Annotated in this window: 14 protein-coding genes; 12 read left to right on the forward strand and 2 right to left on the reverse strand. The window is 46.7% G+C overall.

Annotation, left to right across the window (positions count from 1 at the left end; genetic code table 11):
• The first annotated feature begins 3 nt into the window (after positions 1 to 3).
• The 12 genes from QMY49_RS13805 to QMY49_RS13860 all read left to right on the forward strand — a co-directional run bounded on the left by QMY49_RS13805 (position 4) and on the right by QMY49_RS13860 (position 14540).
• Positions 4 to 1365 (forward strand): MotA/TolQ/ExbB proton channel family protein, encoded by a 1362-nt coding sequence (locus QMY49_RS13805; protein ID WP_005448456.1) that lies wholly within the window; start codon positions 4 to 6, stop codon positions 1363 to 1365.
• Positions 1366 to 1374: 9 nt separating this feature from the next.
• Positions 1375 to 1902: a MotA/TolQ/ExbB proton channel family protein gene (locus tag QMY49_RS13810; protein WP_005448458.1), complete on the forward strand. Its 528-nt coding sequence runs from the start codon at positions 1375 to 1377 to the stop codon at positions 1900 to 1902.
• Positions 1903 to 1927: 25 nt separating this feature from the next.
• Positions 1928 to 2335 carry an ExbD/TolR family protein gene (locus QMY49_RS13815; RefSeq protein ID WP_005430119.1) on the forward strand — a complete coding sequence of 136 codons (408 nt, stop codon included), beginning with the start codon at positions 1928 to 1930 and terminating at the stop codon, positions 2333 to 2335.
• Between the two features lie 4 nt (positions 2336 to 2339).
• A complete protein-coding gene (locus QMY49_RS13820; RefSeq protein WP_005430078.1) occupies positions 2340 to 2969 on the forward strand; it encodes an energy transducer TonB in 630 nt (209 codons plus the stop codon).
• Between the two features lie 11 nt (positions 2970 to 2980).
• On the forward strand, positions 2981 to 4195 hold the full coding sequence (locus tag QMY49_RS13825; RefSeq protein WP_005448461.1) for a tetratricopeptide repeat protein: 1215 nt from the start codon (positions 2981 to 2983) through the stop codon (positions 4193 to 4195).
• 364 nt (positions 4196 to 4559) lie between these two features.
• The gene (gene gmk, locus QMY49_RS13830; RefSeq protein ID WP_005430186.1) at positions 4560 to 5183 is read left to right on the forward strand and encodes a guanylate kinase; all 624 of its coding nucleotides are present in this window, start codon (positions 4560 to 4562) and stop codon (positions 5181 to 5183) included.
• A 163-nt stretch (positions 5184 to 5346) separates the two neighbouring features.
• A complete protein-coding gene (gene rpoZ / locus QMY49_RS13835) occupies positions 5347 to 5619 on the forward strand; it encodes a DNA-directed RNA polymerase subunit omega (RefSeq protein WP_005379346.1) in 273 nt (90 codons plus the stop codon).
• Between the two features lie 39 nt (positions 5620 to 5658).
• Positions 5659 to 7779: a bifunctional GTP diphosphokinase/guanosine-3',5'-bis pyrophosphate 3'-pyrophosphohydrolase gene (spoT, locus tag QMY49_RS13840; RefSeq protein ID WP_005434453.1), complete on the forward strand. Its 2121-nt coding sequence runs from the start codon at positions 5659 to 5661 to the stop codon at positions 7777 to 7779.
• A gap of 53 nt (positions 7780 to 7832) precedes the next feature.
• Positions 7833 to 8516: a tRNA (guanosine(18)-2'-O)-methyltransferase TrmH gene (gene trmH / locus QMY49_RS13845; RefSeq protein ID WP_005448464.1), complete on the forward strand. Its 684-nt coding sequence runs from the start codon at positions 7833 to 7835 to the stop codon at positions 8514 to 8516.
• A gap of 131 nt (positions 8517 to 8647) precedes the next feature.
• Positions 8648 to 10729, forward strand: a complete 2082-nt coding sequence (gene recG, locus QMY49_RS13850) for an ATP-dependent DNA helicase RecG (RefSeq protein WP_017189969.1) — start codon at positions 8648 to 8650, stop codon at positions 10727 to 10729.
• Between the two features lie 205 nt (positions 10730 to 10934).
• The gene (locus tag QMY49_RS13855) at positions 10935 to 12896 is read left to right on the forward strand and encodes a S9 family peptidase (RefSeq protein WP_283312045.1); all 1962 of its coding nucleotides are present in this window, start codon (positions 10935 to 10937) and stop codon (positions 12894 to 12896) included.
• Between the two features lie 252 nt (positions 12897 to 13148).
• Complete coding sequence (locus tag QMY49_RS13860) at positions 13149 to 14540, forward strand: uracil-xanthine permease family protein (protein ID WP_283312046.1); 1392 nt, start codon at positions 13149 to 13151, stop codon at positions 14538 to 14540.
• 242 nt (positions 14541 to 14782) lie between these two features.
• Here QMY49_RS13860 and envZ read toward each other — a convergent pair whose 3' ends face one another.
• Positions 14783 to 16075 (reverse strand): two-component system sensor histidine kinase EnvZ, encoded by a 1293-nt coding sequence (gene envZ, locus QMY49_RS13865; RefSeq protein ID WP_005448471.1) that lies wholly within the window; start codon positions 16073 to 16075, stop codon positions 14783 to 14785.
• A gap of 125 nt (positions 16076 to 16200) precedes the next feature.
• The gene (ompR, locus tag QMY49_RS13870) at positions 16201 to 16920 is read right to left on the reverse strand and encodes an osmolarity response regulator transcription factor OmpR (protein ID WP_005430151.1); all 720 of its coding nucleotides are present in this window, start codon (positions 16918 to 16920) and stop codon (positions 16201 to 16203) included.
• Positions 16921 to 17063 lie beyond the last annotated feature (143 nt).

Here is a 17063-nt window from a genome sequence, read left to right on the forward strand (position 1 = left end):
GAAATGAAAGGATTCAAAACTCTAGCCGCTGGTTTGCTAGCGAGCTTATTCATGATTTCTGGTGCGCAAGCTGAAGCACCTAAAAACCTATCTGAGCTACTGAAAAACGTAAAATCAGAAAGTATTGTTGAATCAAAAGAGAACAAAGCTCGTGAAGCTGAGTTCAAAAACAACCGCGACAAGCAAGCTGCATTGCTACAACAAGCTCGTGACGAGCTAGCTGCCCAACAAGCACTTGGTGATGAGCTAAAAGCAACATTTGATGAAAACGACAAGCAGCTAACTGAGCTAACTGAAACACTTCGCGTTCGTTCAGGTACTTTAGGTGAGATGTTTGGTGTGGTTCGCCAATATGCGGGGGAATTTAAAGGTCTATTTGCAGCTTCGCAAAACGCCGTTCTTTTCCCTGAGCGTGACGTACTACTTTCTAAACTAGCGGAAAGTAAAGAACTGCCATCTACGCAAGAACTTGAAGCGTTTTGGCACACAATCCTACAACAAGTAGTCGCATCAGGTGATACAACAACAGCTCAAGCGACCGTTGTATACGGCGAAGGTAAAGAAGCGGTACGTGACGTAACCCTAGTGGGTGAGTTTAACGCAATCGCAGATGGCAAATACGTAACTTACGTACCTCAAACTGGTAAGTTCGAAGAGCTATCACGTCAACCGAGCAAGAACATCACTCGCCTAGTTGGCGGTTTTGAAGCAGCAGAAGGCACATACGAACCACTATTTATCGACCCATCTCGTGGTGTGATTCTATCTCTACTAGTACAAAGCCCTACCGTTCAGGAGCGTATTGACCAAGGTGGTATCGTTGGTTACGTAATCCTAGCTATGGGTGCAATTGGTGCACTGATCGCACTCGTTTGTTACCTACGCCTACTCGTTATCGGTGGCAAAATGCGTAAGCAAGCGAAATCAGACACTGTTATTCCTGGCAACCCTCTGGGTGAAGTTATCCAAGCTTACCAAGAACACAAAGGTGACAACCTTGAAGATCTTGAAGCGAAACTGGACGAAATCATCCTACGTAACGCACCGAGCATTGAACGCTTTATCAGCTCAATCAAACTGTTCGCTTCTGTAGCACCACTTCTAGGTCTACTGGGTACGGTTATGGGTATGATCGGTACGTTCCAAGCAATCACACTATTTGGTACAGGTGATCCTAAGCTAATGGCTGGCGGTATCTCAGAAGCACTTGTTACTACGATGCTTGGTCTGGTTGTCGCAATTCCTCTACTGTTCCTGTACACCATCGTACACAGTAAAGGTCGTCGTTTGGTTCAAACTCTTGAAGAACAGAGTGCAGGCTTCATCGCTCGCTATCAGGAAAAACTGCATAAAGCCGAAAGCTAAGGAGGCGTTATGTGGTGGTTAGTTGGAGAACTTGAATCAATCAGACGCTTCTTGGGAATGGGTGGTGATGTACTCGTCGCCATCTTTATCCTCAGCTTCATGTTGTGGGCAGTATTGCTAGAACGTTGGTTTTACTTCGCTGCCGTCGCTCCAAAAGCAATGAAAAAAGCCGTTGGCTTTTGGGAAGAGCGCTCAGAACATAAAAGCTGGAACGCTAAGATGATCCGACAAGAAATCGTTTCTCGTCAGGATATTGAGAATAAAAAGGGACTACCAATCGTTAAAGTACTGATTGCGCTTTGTCCCCTACTTGGTCTACTCGGCACCGTTGTCGGCATGATTCAAGTATTCGATATCTTAGCGGTTACAGGTACAGGAAGCCCTCGAGCAATGGCCTCGGGGATCTCAAAGGCAACAATCCCAACATTAGCGGGAATGGTGGCTTCACTATCAGGACTGTTCTTTAGTACTCGTCTTGATCATTTAGCCAAAGTCACCACGCAGAAGCTTGAAGACAAGCTAAAGCACATTGCCTGAGTAAACGGAATTAGAGGTATAGGTCATGAAGAGACGCTATAGCAATGACAGCAGTGATGAAGCTGCTATCGATATGACACCGATGCTCGACATCGTCTTCATCATGTTGATCTTCTTTATCGTAACAACATCGTTCGTTAAAGAAGCCGGTCTAGAAGTAAATCGCCCAACGGCTAGCTCAGCGCAAACCGTGAAGAAAGGTAACATCATGGTTGCCATTGGTGCCGCTGGTGACGTTTGGGTTGATAAACGTCGCATCGAAGTAGACGCCGTACGTGCAAACATCGAACGTCTACGTGCAGAAAGCCCAGATGGTGCAGTTGTTATCCAAGCGGATACTGAAGCTAACGCTGGTGTAGTCGTGAAGGTTATGGACCAGATTAAGATGGCAGGTGTAGAAAGCATCTCCATTGCCGCAACCAATAAGGATTAAGCCTATGCGGTATCTGGCCTCAATTGCACTGGCGCTCATTGTCTCCCTCGGATTGTTCTGGGGGATGGACAAGCTAGTAAACAAAGAGCGCCACGAGCTAGTGTCGAATGATGATCTACGTATGGTTGAATTCATTCGCATTAAACCGGACGAAAAAATACAGGAGAAAAAGCGCGAACTACCAAAACCACCACCGCCGAAGCGTCCGCCACCGCCACCTGAAATGAAGGTGACGTCAACGGTCAAACCGGTGATGGATCAAATCCCGATGGACATGCCGAAACTTGATCTACCAGTTAATGTTACGGGTGGCTCAGTACTTGGTCACTACTCTCAGGGCGGTGGTTCAGTTGCGGGATCGGGTGGTCCAGTACCATTGGCGACTTTCCAACCTCAAATGCCTCGTAAAGCGGCGAAGTCAGGTCTAGAGAAAGGCGTGGTATTGATTGAATTCACCGTTAACGCTCGCGGCGCGGTTGAAGACATCAAGGTAGTAAAAGAGACACCTCGTCGACTTGGTTTAGGTAAAGCAGCAAGAAAGACCGTATCGAAATGGACTTTCAAACCTAAGATGGTTGATGGACAACCGGTGGCCTCGCGCATGGCTCAAGAAATTGAGTTCACCACCAACTAGGGAGTCACAATATGAAATTACTCAAGACATTGCTGGCTTCTGTTGCGTTAACAATGGGTGTGCTTAGCACACCTGTTGTTGCCAAAGATTCGCCACAGCTTTCTGATAAAACATTTAAAGTCGTTAACAAAGTTCAAGAACTGATTGCGACTGAGAAATACTCTGATGCAATCGAAAGGTTGAACAAGGCACTCGGTAAAACTTCAAAGAAGTATGACCGTGCAGTACTGCTGCAACAGATGGGCTTCTTGTACTCAATGAGAGACGACTATGTAAAGGCATCTAAGTACTTTGCAGAAGCGCTTTCTCTGGATGCTCTTCCAGTACCCGTTGCACAGCAAGTTCGTTACAGCCTTGCTCAGTTATATCTTGCTGAAGAACAGTTTAAGAAATCGGTTAAAACCATGGAAAAGTGGTTTGCCGTAGCTGAAACAACGAAAGAAAAACCACAAGCACACGCTTACATCACGCTAGCAAGTGCTTACGTTCAAATGGAAGACTACCGTAAAGCAATCGCACCAACTAAAAAAGCGATTGCAATGACGAAGAATCCAAGTGAATCGTGGTACATGCTTCTGATGGCTTCTCATTACGAGCTAGGTCAAATGAAGAGCGTTGCTAGTGTTCTTAAGATCCTAACCACTAAGTACCCACAGAAAAAGCGCTACTGGATGCAACTTTCTGGTACTTACATGGAGCTAAACCAAGACAAGAATGCACTTTCTGCTTTAGAAATGGCGTACAAACTGGGCTTGTTTGAAGAAGAGAAAGAGTACTTACGTCTAGTCAACTTCCTTGCTTATCAAGAGATACCTTACCGCGCGGCGAAGATTCTAAAAGATGAAATGGCAAACGGTAATATCGAAACAAACCAAGAAAACTTAGAGCGTTTAGCGTCATTTTGGCAGCAGTCGAAAGAGCTTGATAATGCGATTGATACCTATCAAACCGCTTATCAATTGGCTCCTAAGACAAAAAGCCAGCTAAAAATTGCCCGTTTGATGATTCAAGCGAAGCAATACCAAGCTGCTTCTAAGTTTGCTGCGACGCCTGCCTCTGACGCATCGCGCTCGCAAGCCGCAGAATTGCAATACATCCGCGGCATGGCTTTCTTTGAATTGAATCAGCCAACTCAGGCGCTTAAATCAATGAAGAAAGCAGCACAATCGGATTCGATGAGACAAGTAGTGAGTCCATGGATCAACTACCTAGAGTCGCAAGGCTAATAGGCGCTCATCATCTGCAAAGTAGTAACCAAAGTGGTTGTGGTTGCTCCGAAAATTAAGTGTGAGTCAGTCGCACGCCTGGGGAAGTGAAAGCTTCCCCTTTTTTCGCTTCTATATATAGAGGGGGAATTCATACCACACCTCAAAGATCCAAAAGATCGGCTAGCAACATCTGGGAGATCATGATACTCTTCGCCTCCATTTTTCTGGCGGGTTTATCACCAATCTCAAGCAGTTTGATGAAGAAATCATCAACGCCAGTGCTATCGTTATACCAATCTCGTGAATAAACGTCGTTGGCATGACAACAAGGTCGAGACTTCTTTCGGCATTCACTCAATCCAACCAAAAGTGGAACAGTACAATGGGCAAAGGTACTCTCTATATCGTATCTGCACCTAGCGGCGCAGGTAAATCTAGCTTGATCTCAGCAATGTTGGAACGTAACCCAACATATGCAATGAAAGTGTCTGTGTCTCATACTACTCGTGGCATGCGCCCTGGCGAAGAAAACGGTATCCACTACCATTTCGTTGCAAAAGAAGAGTTTGAAGCTCTGATTGCACAAGGCGACTTCCTAGAATACGCAGAAGTGTTTGGTAACTATTACGGCACATCACGCGTATGGATTGAAGAAACGCTAAACAAAGGCATCGACGTTTTCCTAGACATCGACTGGCAAGGTGCACGTCAAATCCGTGAGCAAATGTCAGAAGCGAAAAGCATCTTTATCCTGCCACCATCAAATGGTGAGCTAGAACGCCGTCTAAACACTCGTGGTCAAGACAGCGAAGAAGTGATCGCAAAACGCATGGCAGAAGCAAAATCTGAAATCTCACACTACAACGAGTACGATTACGTAATCGTAAACGATGATTTCGATACTGCATTAATGGACTTTAAAGCCATCCTACGTGCGGAAAGATTGAAGGAAGAAAAGCAAGCTGCTAAATATAAAGGTATGCTTGATGCGCTTCTAGCAGAGTAATTCTGCACTGAAACACAAATTTTCGCTTCTTTATTACGGTAAGGAAGCTTATATTGCTTATATAGAAAGTCATTGTTGTTGCACGTCTTATCGCTAGTAAATATTACGCTGAGACTGTATACTTTCTCGTCATTCAAAATTTAGTTAACTATTTGGAGTCCTCATGGCACGCGTAACTGTTCAAGACGCTGTTGAAAAAGTTGGCAACCGTTTCGACCTAGTACTGATTGCGGCTCGCCGCGCTCGTCAAATGCAAACTGGCGGTAAAGATGCACTAGTGCCAGAAGAGAACGATAAGCCAACGGTTATCGCTCTACGCGAAATCGAAGAAGGTTTAATTACTAAAGAAGTTCTAGACGCTCGTGAACGTCAAGAACAGCAAGAGCAAGAAGCGGCAGAGCTAGCGGCAGTAAGCAGCATCGCTCACAACCGTTAATTCTGACTTTAGAATTCAACAACCTCCCGGGCCTATAATTTGTATCTATTCGATAGCCTCAAAGACGTTGCCCAAGAATACCTAACAGAGCCTCAAATTGAGGCTCTGCGTCAATCTTATGTGGTAGCAAGAGATGCCCATGAAGGGCAAACCCGCTCAAGCGGTGAACCATACATCATCCATCCAGTCGCTGTGGCTCGAATCTTGGCCGAAATGCGCCTCGATATCGAAACCCTCCAAGCTGCTTTGCTGCATGACGTCATCGAAGACTGTGACGTTACAAAAGAAGATCTCGAAGAGAAATTCGGCAATACCGTCGCTGAGCTGGTTGATGGTGTATCTAAACTGGACAAACTCAAATTCCGCGATAGGAAAGAGGCTCAAGCCGAGAACTTCCGTAAGATGGTTCTGGCGATGGTGCAAGACATCCGCGTTATCCTGATCAAACTGGCTGACCGTACGCACAACATGCGCACGTTAGGTGCCCTGCGCCCCGACAAAAAACGCCGTATTGCTCGCGAAACACTGGAAATCTACGCGCCGCTGGCTCACCGTCTTGGTATTCACAATATCAAAACGGAACTTGAGGAGCTTGGCTTCGAAGCGCTTTACCCGAACCGCTACCGCGTTCTAAAAGAAGTGGTAAGAGCGGCACGTGGTAATCGTAAAGAGATGATCCAACGTATTCACAGCGAAATTGAAGGTCGACTCGAAGATGTTGGCTTAAATGCGCGCGTGTTAGGTCGTGAAAAGAACCTGTTCTCCATCTATAACAAGATGAAAACCAAAGAACAGCGTTTCCACACCATCATGGATATCTACGCTTTCCGAGTGGTTGTTGATACTGCCGATACTTGTTATCGCGTTCTAGGCCAAGTACACAGCTTGTATAAGCCACGTCCTGGTCGTATGAAAGATTACATTGCGGTACCAAAAGCGAACGGCTACCAATCGCTACATACTTCTATGGTTGGTCCACATGGCGTGCCAGTTGAAGTTCAGATCCGTACCGAAGATATGGATCAAATGGCGGACAAAGGTGTCGCTGCGCACTGGTCATACAAAGACAAGGGCGACAAGTCTGGCACAACAGCACAAGTGAAAGCTCAGCGTTGGATGCAAAGCCTGCTTGAGCTACAACAAAGCGCTGGTAACTCATTCGAATTCATTGAAAACGTAAAATCGGATCTTTTCCCAGATGAGATTTACGTATTCACACCAAAAGGTCGTATCGTTGAATTGCCATTAGGCGCAACGGCTGTCGACTTTGCCTATGCCGTACATACTGATGTCGGTAACTCTTGTGTTGGTGCTCGTGTTGACCGTAACCCTTACCCACTAAGTAAGGCACTGAAGAACGGTCAGACAGTAGAAATCATCAGTGCACCAGGTGCGCGTCCAAACGCGGCTTGGTTAAACTATGTCGTGACTTCTCGCGCTCGCACTAAGATTCGTCAAGTATTGAAGACCATGCGTCGTGAAGAATCGATTACCTTAGGTCGTCGTCTACTGAATCACGCTTTAGGTCGTCATTCGATTGATTCAATCTACCCAGAAAACATCCAAGAAGTGCTGACTGATCTGCGCCTAGAAAGCGTCGATGATCTGCTAGCAGCAATTGGTTTGGGTGAGTTGATGAGTATCGTCATCGCACGTCGCTTATTGGGTGACACTGATGAATTGACCACCACAAGCTCAATTCCAAACGAATCTAACAAGAAACTGCCAATCCGTGGGGCAGAAGGTCTGCTACTGACTTTCGCAAATTGTTGTCACCCTATCCCGGATGACCACATTATCGCTCACGTATCGCCAGGTCGTGGTCTTGTGGTTCACCGTGAAACGTGTCCAAACGTTCGCGGATACCAGAAAGAGCCGGACAAATACATGGCAGTCGCTTGGTCTGAAGAGTACGACAAAGAGTTCATCGCGGAACTGAAAGTCGATATGCTCAATAACCAAGGTGCGTTAGCGGAATTGACCAATGTGATTTCGAAAACCGGTTCGAACATTCACGGTCTTTCAACCGAAGAACGCGACGGTCGCTTGTACACCGTTACCGTTCTGCTAACCACCAAAGATCGTGTTCACCTTGCTGGCATCATGCGTAAGATTAAGACCATGCCACAGGCGACTCGAGTCAGACGAAGAAAGAACTAAACTCTATCGCCACCCACACTCTGGGTGGCGATTTTTTTATATCTCTATTTATTATGAATTTAGAACGTTACAACCGCATCCATCAGGTGTTAAAAGCACGCCAAACCGACCTCACCCTGTGCCTTGAAGAAGTTCATAAGCCGAACAACGTTTCTGCAGTGATCCGTACCGCTGACGCAACAGGCTTACACAAAGTTCATGCGATTTGGCCCGACAAAATGCGCACACTGACCCACACCTCAGCAGGGGCACGCAACTGGGTTGAAGTGGATACTCACGATTCGATTGAAACTGCGATTACCGAACTCAAAGCACAAGGCATGCAAGTTCTGGTCACCAACCTTTCGGACACCGCGGTCGATTTTCGTGAGATCGACTACACCAAGCCAACGGCAATCATTCTGGGTAGCGAAAAAATTGGCGCTTCAGAGCAAGCGAAGAAACTCGCAGACCAAGACATCATTATTCCAATGATCGGTATGGTGCAGTCTTTAAATGTCTCAGTCGCCAGTGCTGTGATTCTTTATGAAGCGCAGCGTCAGCGTGAAGCCGCTGGTATGTACGAACGTGATGAAAGCGCACTGCCAAAAGAGACCATCAACCGCATTCTGTTTGAGCGAGGACATCCGGTCTTAGCAAAAGTAGCGAAACGCAAAGGGCTAGAATATCCACAACTTGATGACGAAGGCCAAATTGTGGCTGACGAATCGTGGTGGAAAGAGATGCAAAGTAAATAATCAACTTTTGTTATCCTGAATAGCGGCGAAGGAGCGAAATTCGACTCCTCACGAAGCTGTATTTTTCCCTGTACAAAAACACAGCTTCGTGGTTAACATACTGCTATGTTGACTATTTTCTTGAGCCCGCTATGTCTGCCCAAATGTTATCTGCTATTCCTTTAACCTCTCTGTCTGGAGTTGGCGCCAAAGTCGCAGAAAAACTCGCCAAAGTTGGCTTGCATAGCGTTCAAGATCTACTGTTCCACCTTCCTCTTCGTTACGAAGATCGCACTCGCATTTACCCAATAGCCAAGCTGCATGCTGGGCTCTGGGCAGCGGTACAGGGCAAAGTCATGGCTGTCGATACTACTTTCGGCAAACGCAAAATGCTGACAGTAAAAATCAGCGACGGCAATGGCACCATTACTCTACGCTTTTTTAACTTTACTGCCGCGATGAAGAACAATTTCTCGAATGGTAAGTTAGTACACGCTTACGGTGAAATAAAGCGTGGTGGTATGGGCTTAGAGATTGTTCACCCTGACTACAAGTTTTATGTAAGTGAACAAAAGCCGGATGTGGAACAAAGCTTAACCCCCGTTTATCCAACCACCGATGGGTTACGTCAAATCACTTTGCGTAACCTGACGGAACAAGCCTTATCACTCCTCGATAAAGCCGCAGTGCAAGAGTTGCTGCCTTCCGGTTTGTACAATCACCAGATCACCATGTCGCAAGCATTGCATACGATTCATCGACCGCCTCCAACCATTAATTTGGATGAGTTTGATGAAGGTAAACACCCAGCTCAAATTCGTTTGATCATGGAAGAATTACTGGCGCAGAACCTCTCTATGTTGGCAGTGCGCAGCAAAGGACAACAGGACGTTGCATTGCCTTTGGCGTCGTGTGACTCGCTGAAAAAGCAACTACTGGCTCAATTGCCCTTCTCGCCGACCAATGCTCAAGCACGAGTCGTTAAAGAAATTGAAGCTGACTTAGAAAAAACGCACCCAATGATGCGCCTTGTTCAAGGTGACGTAGGCTCGGGGAAAACTCTAGTTGCTGCGCTTGCTGCCGTCAGAGCCATTGAACACGGCTATCAAGTCGCTTTAATGGCACCGACCGAGCTGCTCGCCGAACAGCACGCGATTAACTTCGCTAATTGGTTTGAGAAAATGGGCATTCAGGTCGGTTGGCTGGCTGGAAAATTAAAAGGTAAAGCCAAAGAAGCCGAATTGGCGCGTATTGCCAGTGGTGAAGCGCAAATGGTCGTGGGCACTCACGCCCTTTTCCAAGAGCATGTTGAGTTTCATCATCTTGCTTTGGTCATTATTGATGAACAGCACCGCTTTGGTGTCCACCAGCGCTTAGAGCTACGCGAGAAAGGCGCAAAACAAGGCGCTTATCCACATCAGCTCATCATGACAGCAACGCCAATTCCGCGAACATTAGCCATGACTGCTTATGCCGACTTAGAAACGTCGGTGATTGATGAGTTACCACCGGGTCGAACACCAATCCAGACGGTCGCAATTCCAGACACCAAACGCGATGATATCGTCGAACGAGTGCGCAATGCCTGCTTAAACGAAGGCAAACAAGCGTATTGGGTATGTACCTTGATTGATGAGTCCGAAGTCTTGGAGGCTCAAGCTGCTGCCGACACCGCAGAAGAGCTGCAACGTAAACTGCCTGACGTAAAAATTGGTCTAGTGCACGGACGAATGAAGCCCGCTGAGAAGCAAGCGGTGATGCAGGATTTCAAAGACAACAAGCTGCATTTGCTGGTCGCAACGACAGTGATTGAAGTAGGCGTAGACGTACCCAATTCCAGCCTGATGATTATCGAAAACCCAGAGCGTTTAGGTTTGGCTCAGTTGCACCAGCTTAGAGGTCGTGTTGGTCGAGGTTCAGTGGCGAGCCATTGTGTGTTGCTGTATCACTCGCCACTATCAAAAACCGCCCAAAAACGTTTAGGCGTATTACGAGAAAGCAACGACGGCTTCGTGATTGCACAGAAAGACTTAGAGATTCGTGGACCGGGTGAGCTTCTTGGTACCAAACAAACTGGCTTGGCAGATTTTAAAATTGCCGACCTAGTGCGAGATCAGCGCTTAATTCCAGAAGTTCAACGCATTGCACGTTACATTCATGACAACTACCCAACGAATGCGACCGCAATTATTGACCGTTGGTTAGGCGAGCGTGACATTTATTCTAAGGCGTAAACGGGCTGCGCCTTAGAAGTAAGACGTTTCTTTCACCAGTTCGATAACTAAATCACATCTAAATTTCTATTCTATTGATTTTAAATATGTAAAATCAATAACGTTTTATTAACACAACACATAGATGCGTTGTGCTATCGGCTAGGTTAGTTAAGCACTACTGCTAACCTCCACTCTGATAATAAATACGTTTCAAGGAGTAGAAATGAAGAGTACCTGCCTTAGGCTGTTGGCTTCAGCCTGTATTCTAAGTAGTGGTTCAGCATTTGCTGACACCTCAGACATGGCGAAATTGTTCGCTAAAGGGTCGAGCTTTTTTAACCCAAAACTCTCCCCTGATGGTAAATACCTTGGGGTCGAATCCAAAGTGGATGGTAAAGATGCGCTGGTCATTCTCGACGCACAAACAATGAAGCCAACCAACATGCTTCGATTCCCAGACAACGAGCAAGTAGCCGATTATTACTGGGTCAACAATGAGCGCGTTGTCGCTTCAAAAGAAACCTTCACGGGCTGGTTTACTCAACCCTCACCCACAGGTGAATTTGTTGCCGCGAATGTCGACGGTTCTAAAACCGCCTACCTGTTCGGTCCTCAACCACCACAAAGCGGCAGCAGCGTTTCTAAACGAGGCAAAGCCACTCGCGCCTTCGGCATCATGTTAGACCCAATGCCAAATGACGAAAAGCACATGCTGATTGCAGCGATTCCATACAACCGCTCATTTGACATGGAAGAGGAAAAAGACGTCTACAAAGTCAATGTCTACAATGGGCGTGCGACCAAGCAGATGTCAGCCCCTATCAGAAACAGCTATTTCCTAGTTAACCATGATAACCAAGTCGGCTTTGTAACGGGCTCTGGTGATGATCTCAAACTCAAGTCTTTCTATCGCAATGGCAACAAGTGGCAATCCATCGCGACATTAGACAAACTCAATTTAGAAGAACTTACCCCCATTTCCTTCGCCGAAAACAACCATTCGATTTATGCTGCAGCAAGTAAAGACGGCTCACCCCAAGCGATTTACCATGTTGATTTAAAAACAGGAAAATACAAAGAAGTGGTTGCCGGCGAAAAGGTTTCACCACATAACTTTTGGCTTGATCAGCAATCCAAGCAACTGTACGCCATTGAATATGAAAAAGACTATCCAACCTATGCCTTCGTGGACGACAAGCACCCGCTGAGCAAGCAGTTGAAGCAACTACTGGCGACATTTGAAGGTCATCAAGTCCGTATTCTTAGCCAAACAGAAAATGGCGATAAATTCATTGCTCTAGCATTTAATGACCGTAATCCCGGTGATTATTACCTATTCAACACCGATCCTGTCGAAGGTCGATACCTCTTCTCTGCACAGAAATGGCACGACCCGAAAAAAATGGCAGAAGTTCGTCCATTTGCTTTCACGGCAAGAGACGGGCAGGAAATCAATGCTTTGCTAACACTTCCACCGGGTAAAGCTGAAAAGGGCCTACCTTTGATTGTGAACCCGCACGGTGGACCTCACGGACCGCGTGACTGGTGGGAATTCAATCCAGAGAACCAGTTCTTAGCTCAAAAGGGCTATGCTGTTCTGCAAATCAACTTCCGTGGTAGTGGTGGCTTTGGAGATAATTTTGAAGAACTTGGATACCGTAAATGGGGTACCAATATTCAGTACGACATCATTGATGCCACTCGCCATATCATCAAGCAAGGTATTGCCGATGCCGATCGTATCTGTATTTCTGGCGGTAGCTTTGGTGGCTATAGTGCGCTTCAAAGTGCCATCGTCGAACCGGAACTATTCCAGTGTGCAGTCGGCAGCTTTGGCGTCTATGACCTTGAAATGCTTTACACTGAAGGCGACGTAAAAGACCGCAAGTCAGGCGTTAACTATCTAGAAGAAGTGATCGGTCGTGATAAGAAAGAACTTCAATCCATGTCACCCGTTCATCATGTCGACAAGCTAAAAGCAGATATTATGTTGGTCCACGGAGCCAAAGATGAACGAGCACCAATTGAACAATTTGACGCCTTAGTGGAAGCGCTCAAAGCGATCAATTATCCGCACAAAACAATGGTGATCGGCGATGAAGGGCACGGATTTTATAATGATGAGCACCAAGCCAAGTACCTTACTCAAATTGGTGAGTTCTTCGATAAACACTTAAAAAACTAAACTCCCAAAGTAAAACCTTAAAGGCGATAACCATTCCGTTATCGCCTTTTCTTTTCAGCCCAAAGCAAACGTTTGCTTTTTGAATAAATCCCTCTATAATCGCGCTCAAAATTTATGGTGTGCACCTTGTCACATCAAACCAACCTGAGTTGACACTGATTAACAGCAATCACAGGTCATAACGTCAACTCCACCCAGCACTCCCATTCAGCGAGCTCTGGGGCAAGAATTATTGCGACTAGCGAGACAAACATGACAACTTCAAACCGAACTTCGGAACTGGTCTATCAGTTAAACGATCGCCCACCACTACCTCAGACCATTTTTGCTGCACTTCAGCACTTATTGGCGATGTTCGTAGCCGTTATCACCCCTTCTCTGATCATTTGTCAGTCTTTGGGTGTGCCTGCTGACCAAACCAACACCATCATCAGCATGTCGCTGTTTGCATCTGGCGTGTCTTCCTTTATTCAAATTCGTACCTTTGGTCCTATCGGCTCTGGTTTGCTTTCAGTGCAGGGCACCAGCTTTAATTTCCTTGGTCCAATCATTGGTGCGGGTCTTTCTCTTAAAGCTGGCGGCGCGGACATCAGCACCATGATGGCAGCAATTTTCGGTACTATCTTGGTAGCGTCTTTTGCAGAAATCCTGCTATCTCGCGTTTTAGAACACGCACGCCGCATCATCACGCCATTGGTATCTGGCATCGTCGTGACGCTTATCGGTCTGACGCTTATCCAAGTGGGTTTGGTATCAATGGGCGGAGGCTATGCTGCAATGGGCGATGGCTCTTTCGGTAGCCTAGACAAGTTAGCTCTCGCTGGCACAGTACTTGGCTTGATCGTAATCCTTAACCGCTCAAAGAACCCATACCTACGTGTTGCGTCAATTGTAATTGCAATGCTGGTTGGCTACGTCATGGCGTACTTCATGGGCATGGTCAACACTTCAACACTGGGCGAAACTGACCTCATCGCACTGCCGATCCCAATGCAATACGGCTTAAGCTTCGACTGGTCGTTGTTTATTCCACTGGTTCTGATTTTCTTCATCACAGCGCTAGAAGCAATTGGTGACATTACCGCGACGTCTGAAGTTTCCGGCGAGCCAGTAAAAGGTCCGGTTTACATGAAGCGCATCAAAGGTGGCGTATTGGCAGATGGTCTAAACTCAGCCATTGCGGCGGTATTCAACAGCTTCCCAAACTCTACCTTCAGCCAAAACAACGGCATCATCATGCTCACTGGTGTAGCAAGTCGTTATGTGGGTTACTTCATCTCAGGCATGCTAGTAATTTTGGGGCTGTTCCCGGGCGTGGCAAGCTTTGTTCAGCTGATTCCTGAGCCAGTTTTGGGCGGCGCGACTATCGTGATGTTCGGTACCATTGCCGCAGCGGGCGTACGCATCATCTCTCGTGTCGACCTTGATCGCCGCGCAATCCTAATTATGGCACTGTCGTTCTCAATGGGTTTGGGCATTGCACAAAAACCAGAAATTCTGCAATTCATGCCTGAGTTTATTAAGAGCATTTTTTCCACCGGTGTGGCGGCAGGCGGCATCACCGCTATCGTATTGAACCTACTGCTTCCAGAGAAATTGGAAGAGGAAGATAAACGGGTAGCTCAAGAGATAAAAGAATCCTAATACCAATTACGTTAATTAGATGTTCAAGAAATTGCGCCGGTAAAATCACTTAGAACAAGGCAAAGATTGCAGCTAGCTAGTTACTCTACCTACAAAATCTTTAACACTGCTATAAGTGATTTTAACCAGCAAGAATGAGCAGATAATTGATGGAATTGGTATAATCTTGCACTAGGATGATCGGAAAGCCCAACCAGACTTTGGTTGGGCTTTTTTATTGGAATCAGTTGAGCGAAGAAAGCTTACTTGGTTGGGAAACTGATTTGCGCACTTAACCCACCTTCACTGCGGTTACGTACCACAACCGAGCCAGAGTGTTGACTGACGATGCGCTTAACAATGGCTAAGCCCAAGCCTGTCCCTTCACTGCCACGAGCAGTATCACCACGAGTAAAAGGTTCAAACAAGCGTGCGATTTGTGATTGCTCAATGCCTGGACCATTATCTTCAACACACACCCACACCAACTGTTTGTCGGCGGTGACGCCCGTACTGATTTTCACCCAGCCATTACCATAACGCAGAGCATTAACCACAAGGTTACTCACCGCGCGTTTAATCGCGATTGGACTGCCTTTCGCGGTTGGCATCGTAGGGTTGAGGTCAGTTTCGATTTCGACTTCATAACCCCCTTCCGACGTTGCTACATCGCTGGTAATGGTATTGATGTCCACCTGCTCAAACGACTCTTTATTTACTGGCTTGAGGTAGTCCATAAACTGACTGATGATCTCGTTACACTCTTCGGTATCACTGATGATGCCTTCGGCTAGGTAACTGTCTTCAGGTGACATCATTTCTGTCGCAAGGCGAATACGCGTCAGTGGCGTGCGTAAATCGTGGCTGATGCCTGCCATCAGTAGCGCACGATCTTCTTCCAGTTCTTGAATGCCTTTCGACATCTGGTTGAATGCGCGAGTTACAGAGCGGATTTCTGAAGCACCTTTCTCTGGCAATGGCGGCGGAATTTCACCTCGACCTACTCCTTTCGCGGCTTTTTCTAGCGCAATCAAAGGTCGGTTTTGCAAGCGGATAAACAACCAGCCACCAGCAATGATCAGAAGCGCCATGATCAAGCTGTTACGGAACAGCGGAGCAAAATCTTCTTCTTGCAATTCAGAGAGCGGAATACGGATGATGGAGTTCGGCAACTGATCGATACGCATCCACAGAATGTAGCTTTCACTGCCAAGCAGCAAACGCACTTCCGTTGGAGAACCGAGCTCTTGCGTCATCTCTTCCGACATCAAATCAATCGACATCGCATGATTGAACTCATTCATCATCTCGCTATCGACGCTATGTACCGTCACGCCCAAGTTTTCCAGCAGTTGATGACGGAGCGGCGCATCGGACTTGAGTAAACCATCTTCATCGAGCACTAGATTCAATTCGTGAGCGAGAATTTTGTTGAACTGCTGCAAACTTGGCATCAATGCGTAGTTAAAAACGGCGTAGTAAGAAAAGACTTGGCTAGCGAGAAGCAAAGAGATGAACAGCAGAATGGATTGTGTAAATGAACTTCGGATTCGCATGGAGAATTCCTAATGGACTGTTCCTAGTGAACAACATTAATTGCGAGTTTCCAGCCCTCAAACAGGAAGGGGGTTTGAGGGTGGAATATGAGCAGCCGAGTATTATCGGCAGACCTTAGAGGTAATTACGCTTCTTTGCCGTCTGGGACGAACACGTAACCTAAGCCCCATACCGTTTGGATGTAGCGCGGCTTGCTTGGATCATCCTCTAGCATACGGCGTAGACGCGAGATTTGAACGTCGATAGAACGCTCCATCGCTGAGTATTCACGACCACGAGCCATATTCATCAGCTTATCGCGCGACATCGGCTCACGAGCGTTGGTCACAAGCGCTTTCAGCACCGCGAATTCACCCGACGTCAGTGGCATCGCTTCATCACCACGGAACATTTCACGCGTACCTAGGTTCAGACGGAAGTCACCGAACTCAACCACTTTCTCTTCCGTGCTTGGCGCACCTGGCAGTTCAACCGTTTGGCGGCGAAGTACTGCTTTAATACGAGCTAGCAGTTCACGCGGGTTGAACGGCTTTGGTAAGTAATCGTCTGCACCTACTTCAAGACCAACGATACGATCAACTTCATCGCCTTTCGCCGTCAGCATAAGGATAGGTAGCATGTTGTTGGCGTGACGTAGACGACGACAAATCGATAAGCCATCTTCGCCCGGCAACATTAAATCCAACACCATAAGGTGGAAGTTTTCACGGGTCAGAAGACGATCCATCTGCTCGCCGTTAGCGACACTTCTCACCTGAAAACCTTGCTCAGAAAGGTAACGCTCCAAAAGAGCACGCAAACGAGCATCGTCATCAACCACTAATATTTTATGATTTTCCTGCATTGAAACATCCTTTCAGAGGCATCTATAGTCAAAAATGTATCACTGTTTTTTCAAACGTGCTTGTGCAAATTGTTACTCTTTTTATCTTAGCCACGGTTTTGATGATTTATTTCGACGTTTCGCATTATTTTTCTTCTCACCAC

It is taken from the genome of Vibrio harveyi (assembly GCF_030060435.1).
Taxonomy (GTDB): domain Bacteria; phylum Pseudomonadota; class Gammaproteobacteria; order Enterobacterales; family Vibrionaceae; genus Vibrio; species Vibrio harveyi.

Bases quoted from the DNA above. Each gene is read 5' to 3' on its own strand.
- QMY49_RS13805 (WP_005448456.1), top strand. From the start codon at position 4: ATGAAAGGATTCAAAACTCTAGCCGCTGGTTTGCTAGCGAGCTTATTC.
- QMY49_RS13810 (WP_005448458.1), top strand. From the start codon at position 1,375: ATGTGGTGGTTAGTTGGAGAACTTGAATCAATCAGACGCTTCTTGGGA.
- QMY49_RS13815 (WP_005430119.1), top strand. From the start codon at position 1,928: ATGAAGAGACGCTATAGCAATGACAGCAGTGATGAAGCTGCTATCGAT.
- QMY49_RS13820 (WP_005430078.1), top strand. From the start codon at position 2,340: ATGCGGTATCTGGCCTCAATTGCACTGGCGCTCATTGTCTCCCTCGGA.
- QMY49_RS13825 (WP_005448461.1), top strand. From the start codon at position 2,981: ATGAAATTACTCAAGACATTGCTGGCTTCTGTTGCGTTAACAATGGGT.
- gmk (WP_005430186.1), top strand. From the start codon at position 4,560: ATGGGCAAAGGTACTCTCTATATCGTATCTGCACCTAGCGGCGCAGGT.
- rpoZ (WP_005379346.1), top strand. From the start codon at position 5,347: ATGGCACGCGTAACTGTTCAAGACGCTGTTGAAAAAGTTGGCAACCGT.
- trmH (WP_005448464.1), top strand. From the start codon at position 7,833: ATGAATTTAGAACGTTACAACCGCATCCATCAGGTGTTAAAAGCACGC.
- recG (WP_017189969.1), top strand. From the start codon at position 8,648: ATGTCTGCCCAAATGTTATCTGCTATTCCTTTAACCTCTCTGTCTGGA.
- QMY49_RS13855 (WP_283312045.1), top strand. From the start codon at position 10,935: ATGAAGAGTACCTGCCTTAGGCTGTTGGCTTCAGCCTGTATTCTAAGT.
- QMY49_RS13860 (WP_283312046.1), top strand. From the start codon at position 13,149: ATGACAACTTCAAACCGAACTTCGGAACTGGTCTATCAGTTAAACGAT.
- envZ (WP_005448471.1), bottom strand. From the start codon at position 16,075: ATGCGAATCCGAAGTTCATTTACACAATCCATTCTGCTGTTCATCTCT.
- ompR (WP_005430151.1), bottom strand. From the start codon at position 16,920: ATGCAGGAAAATCATAAAATATTAGTGGTTGATGACGATGCTCGTTTG.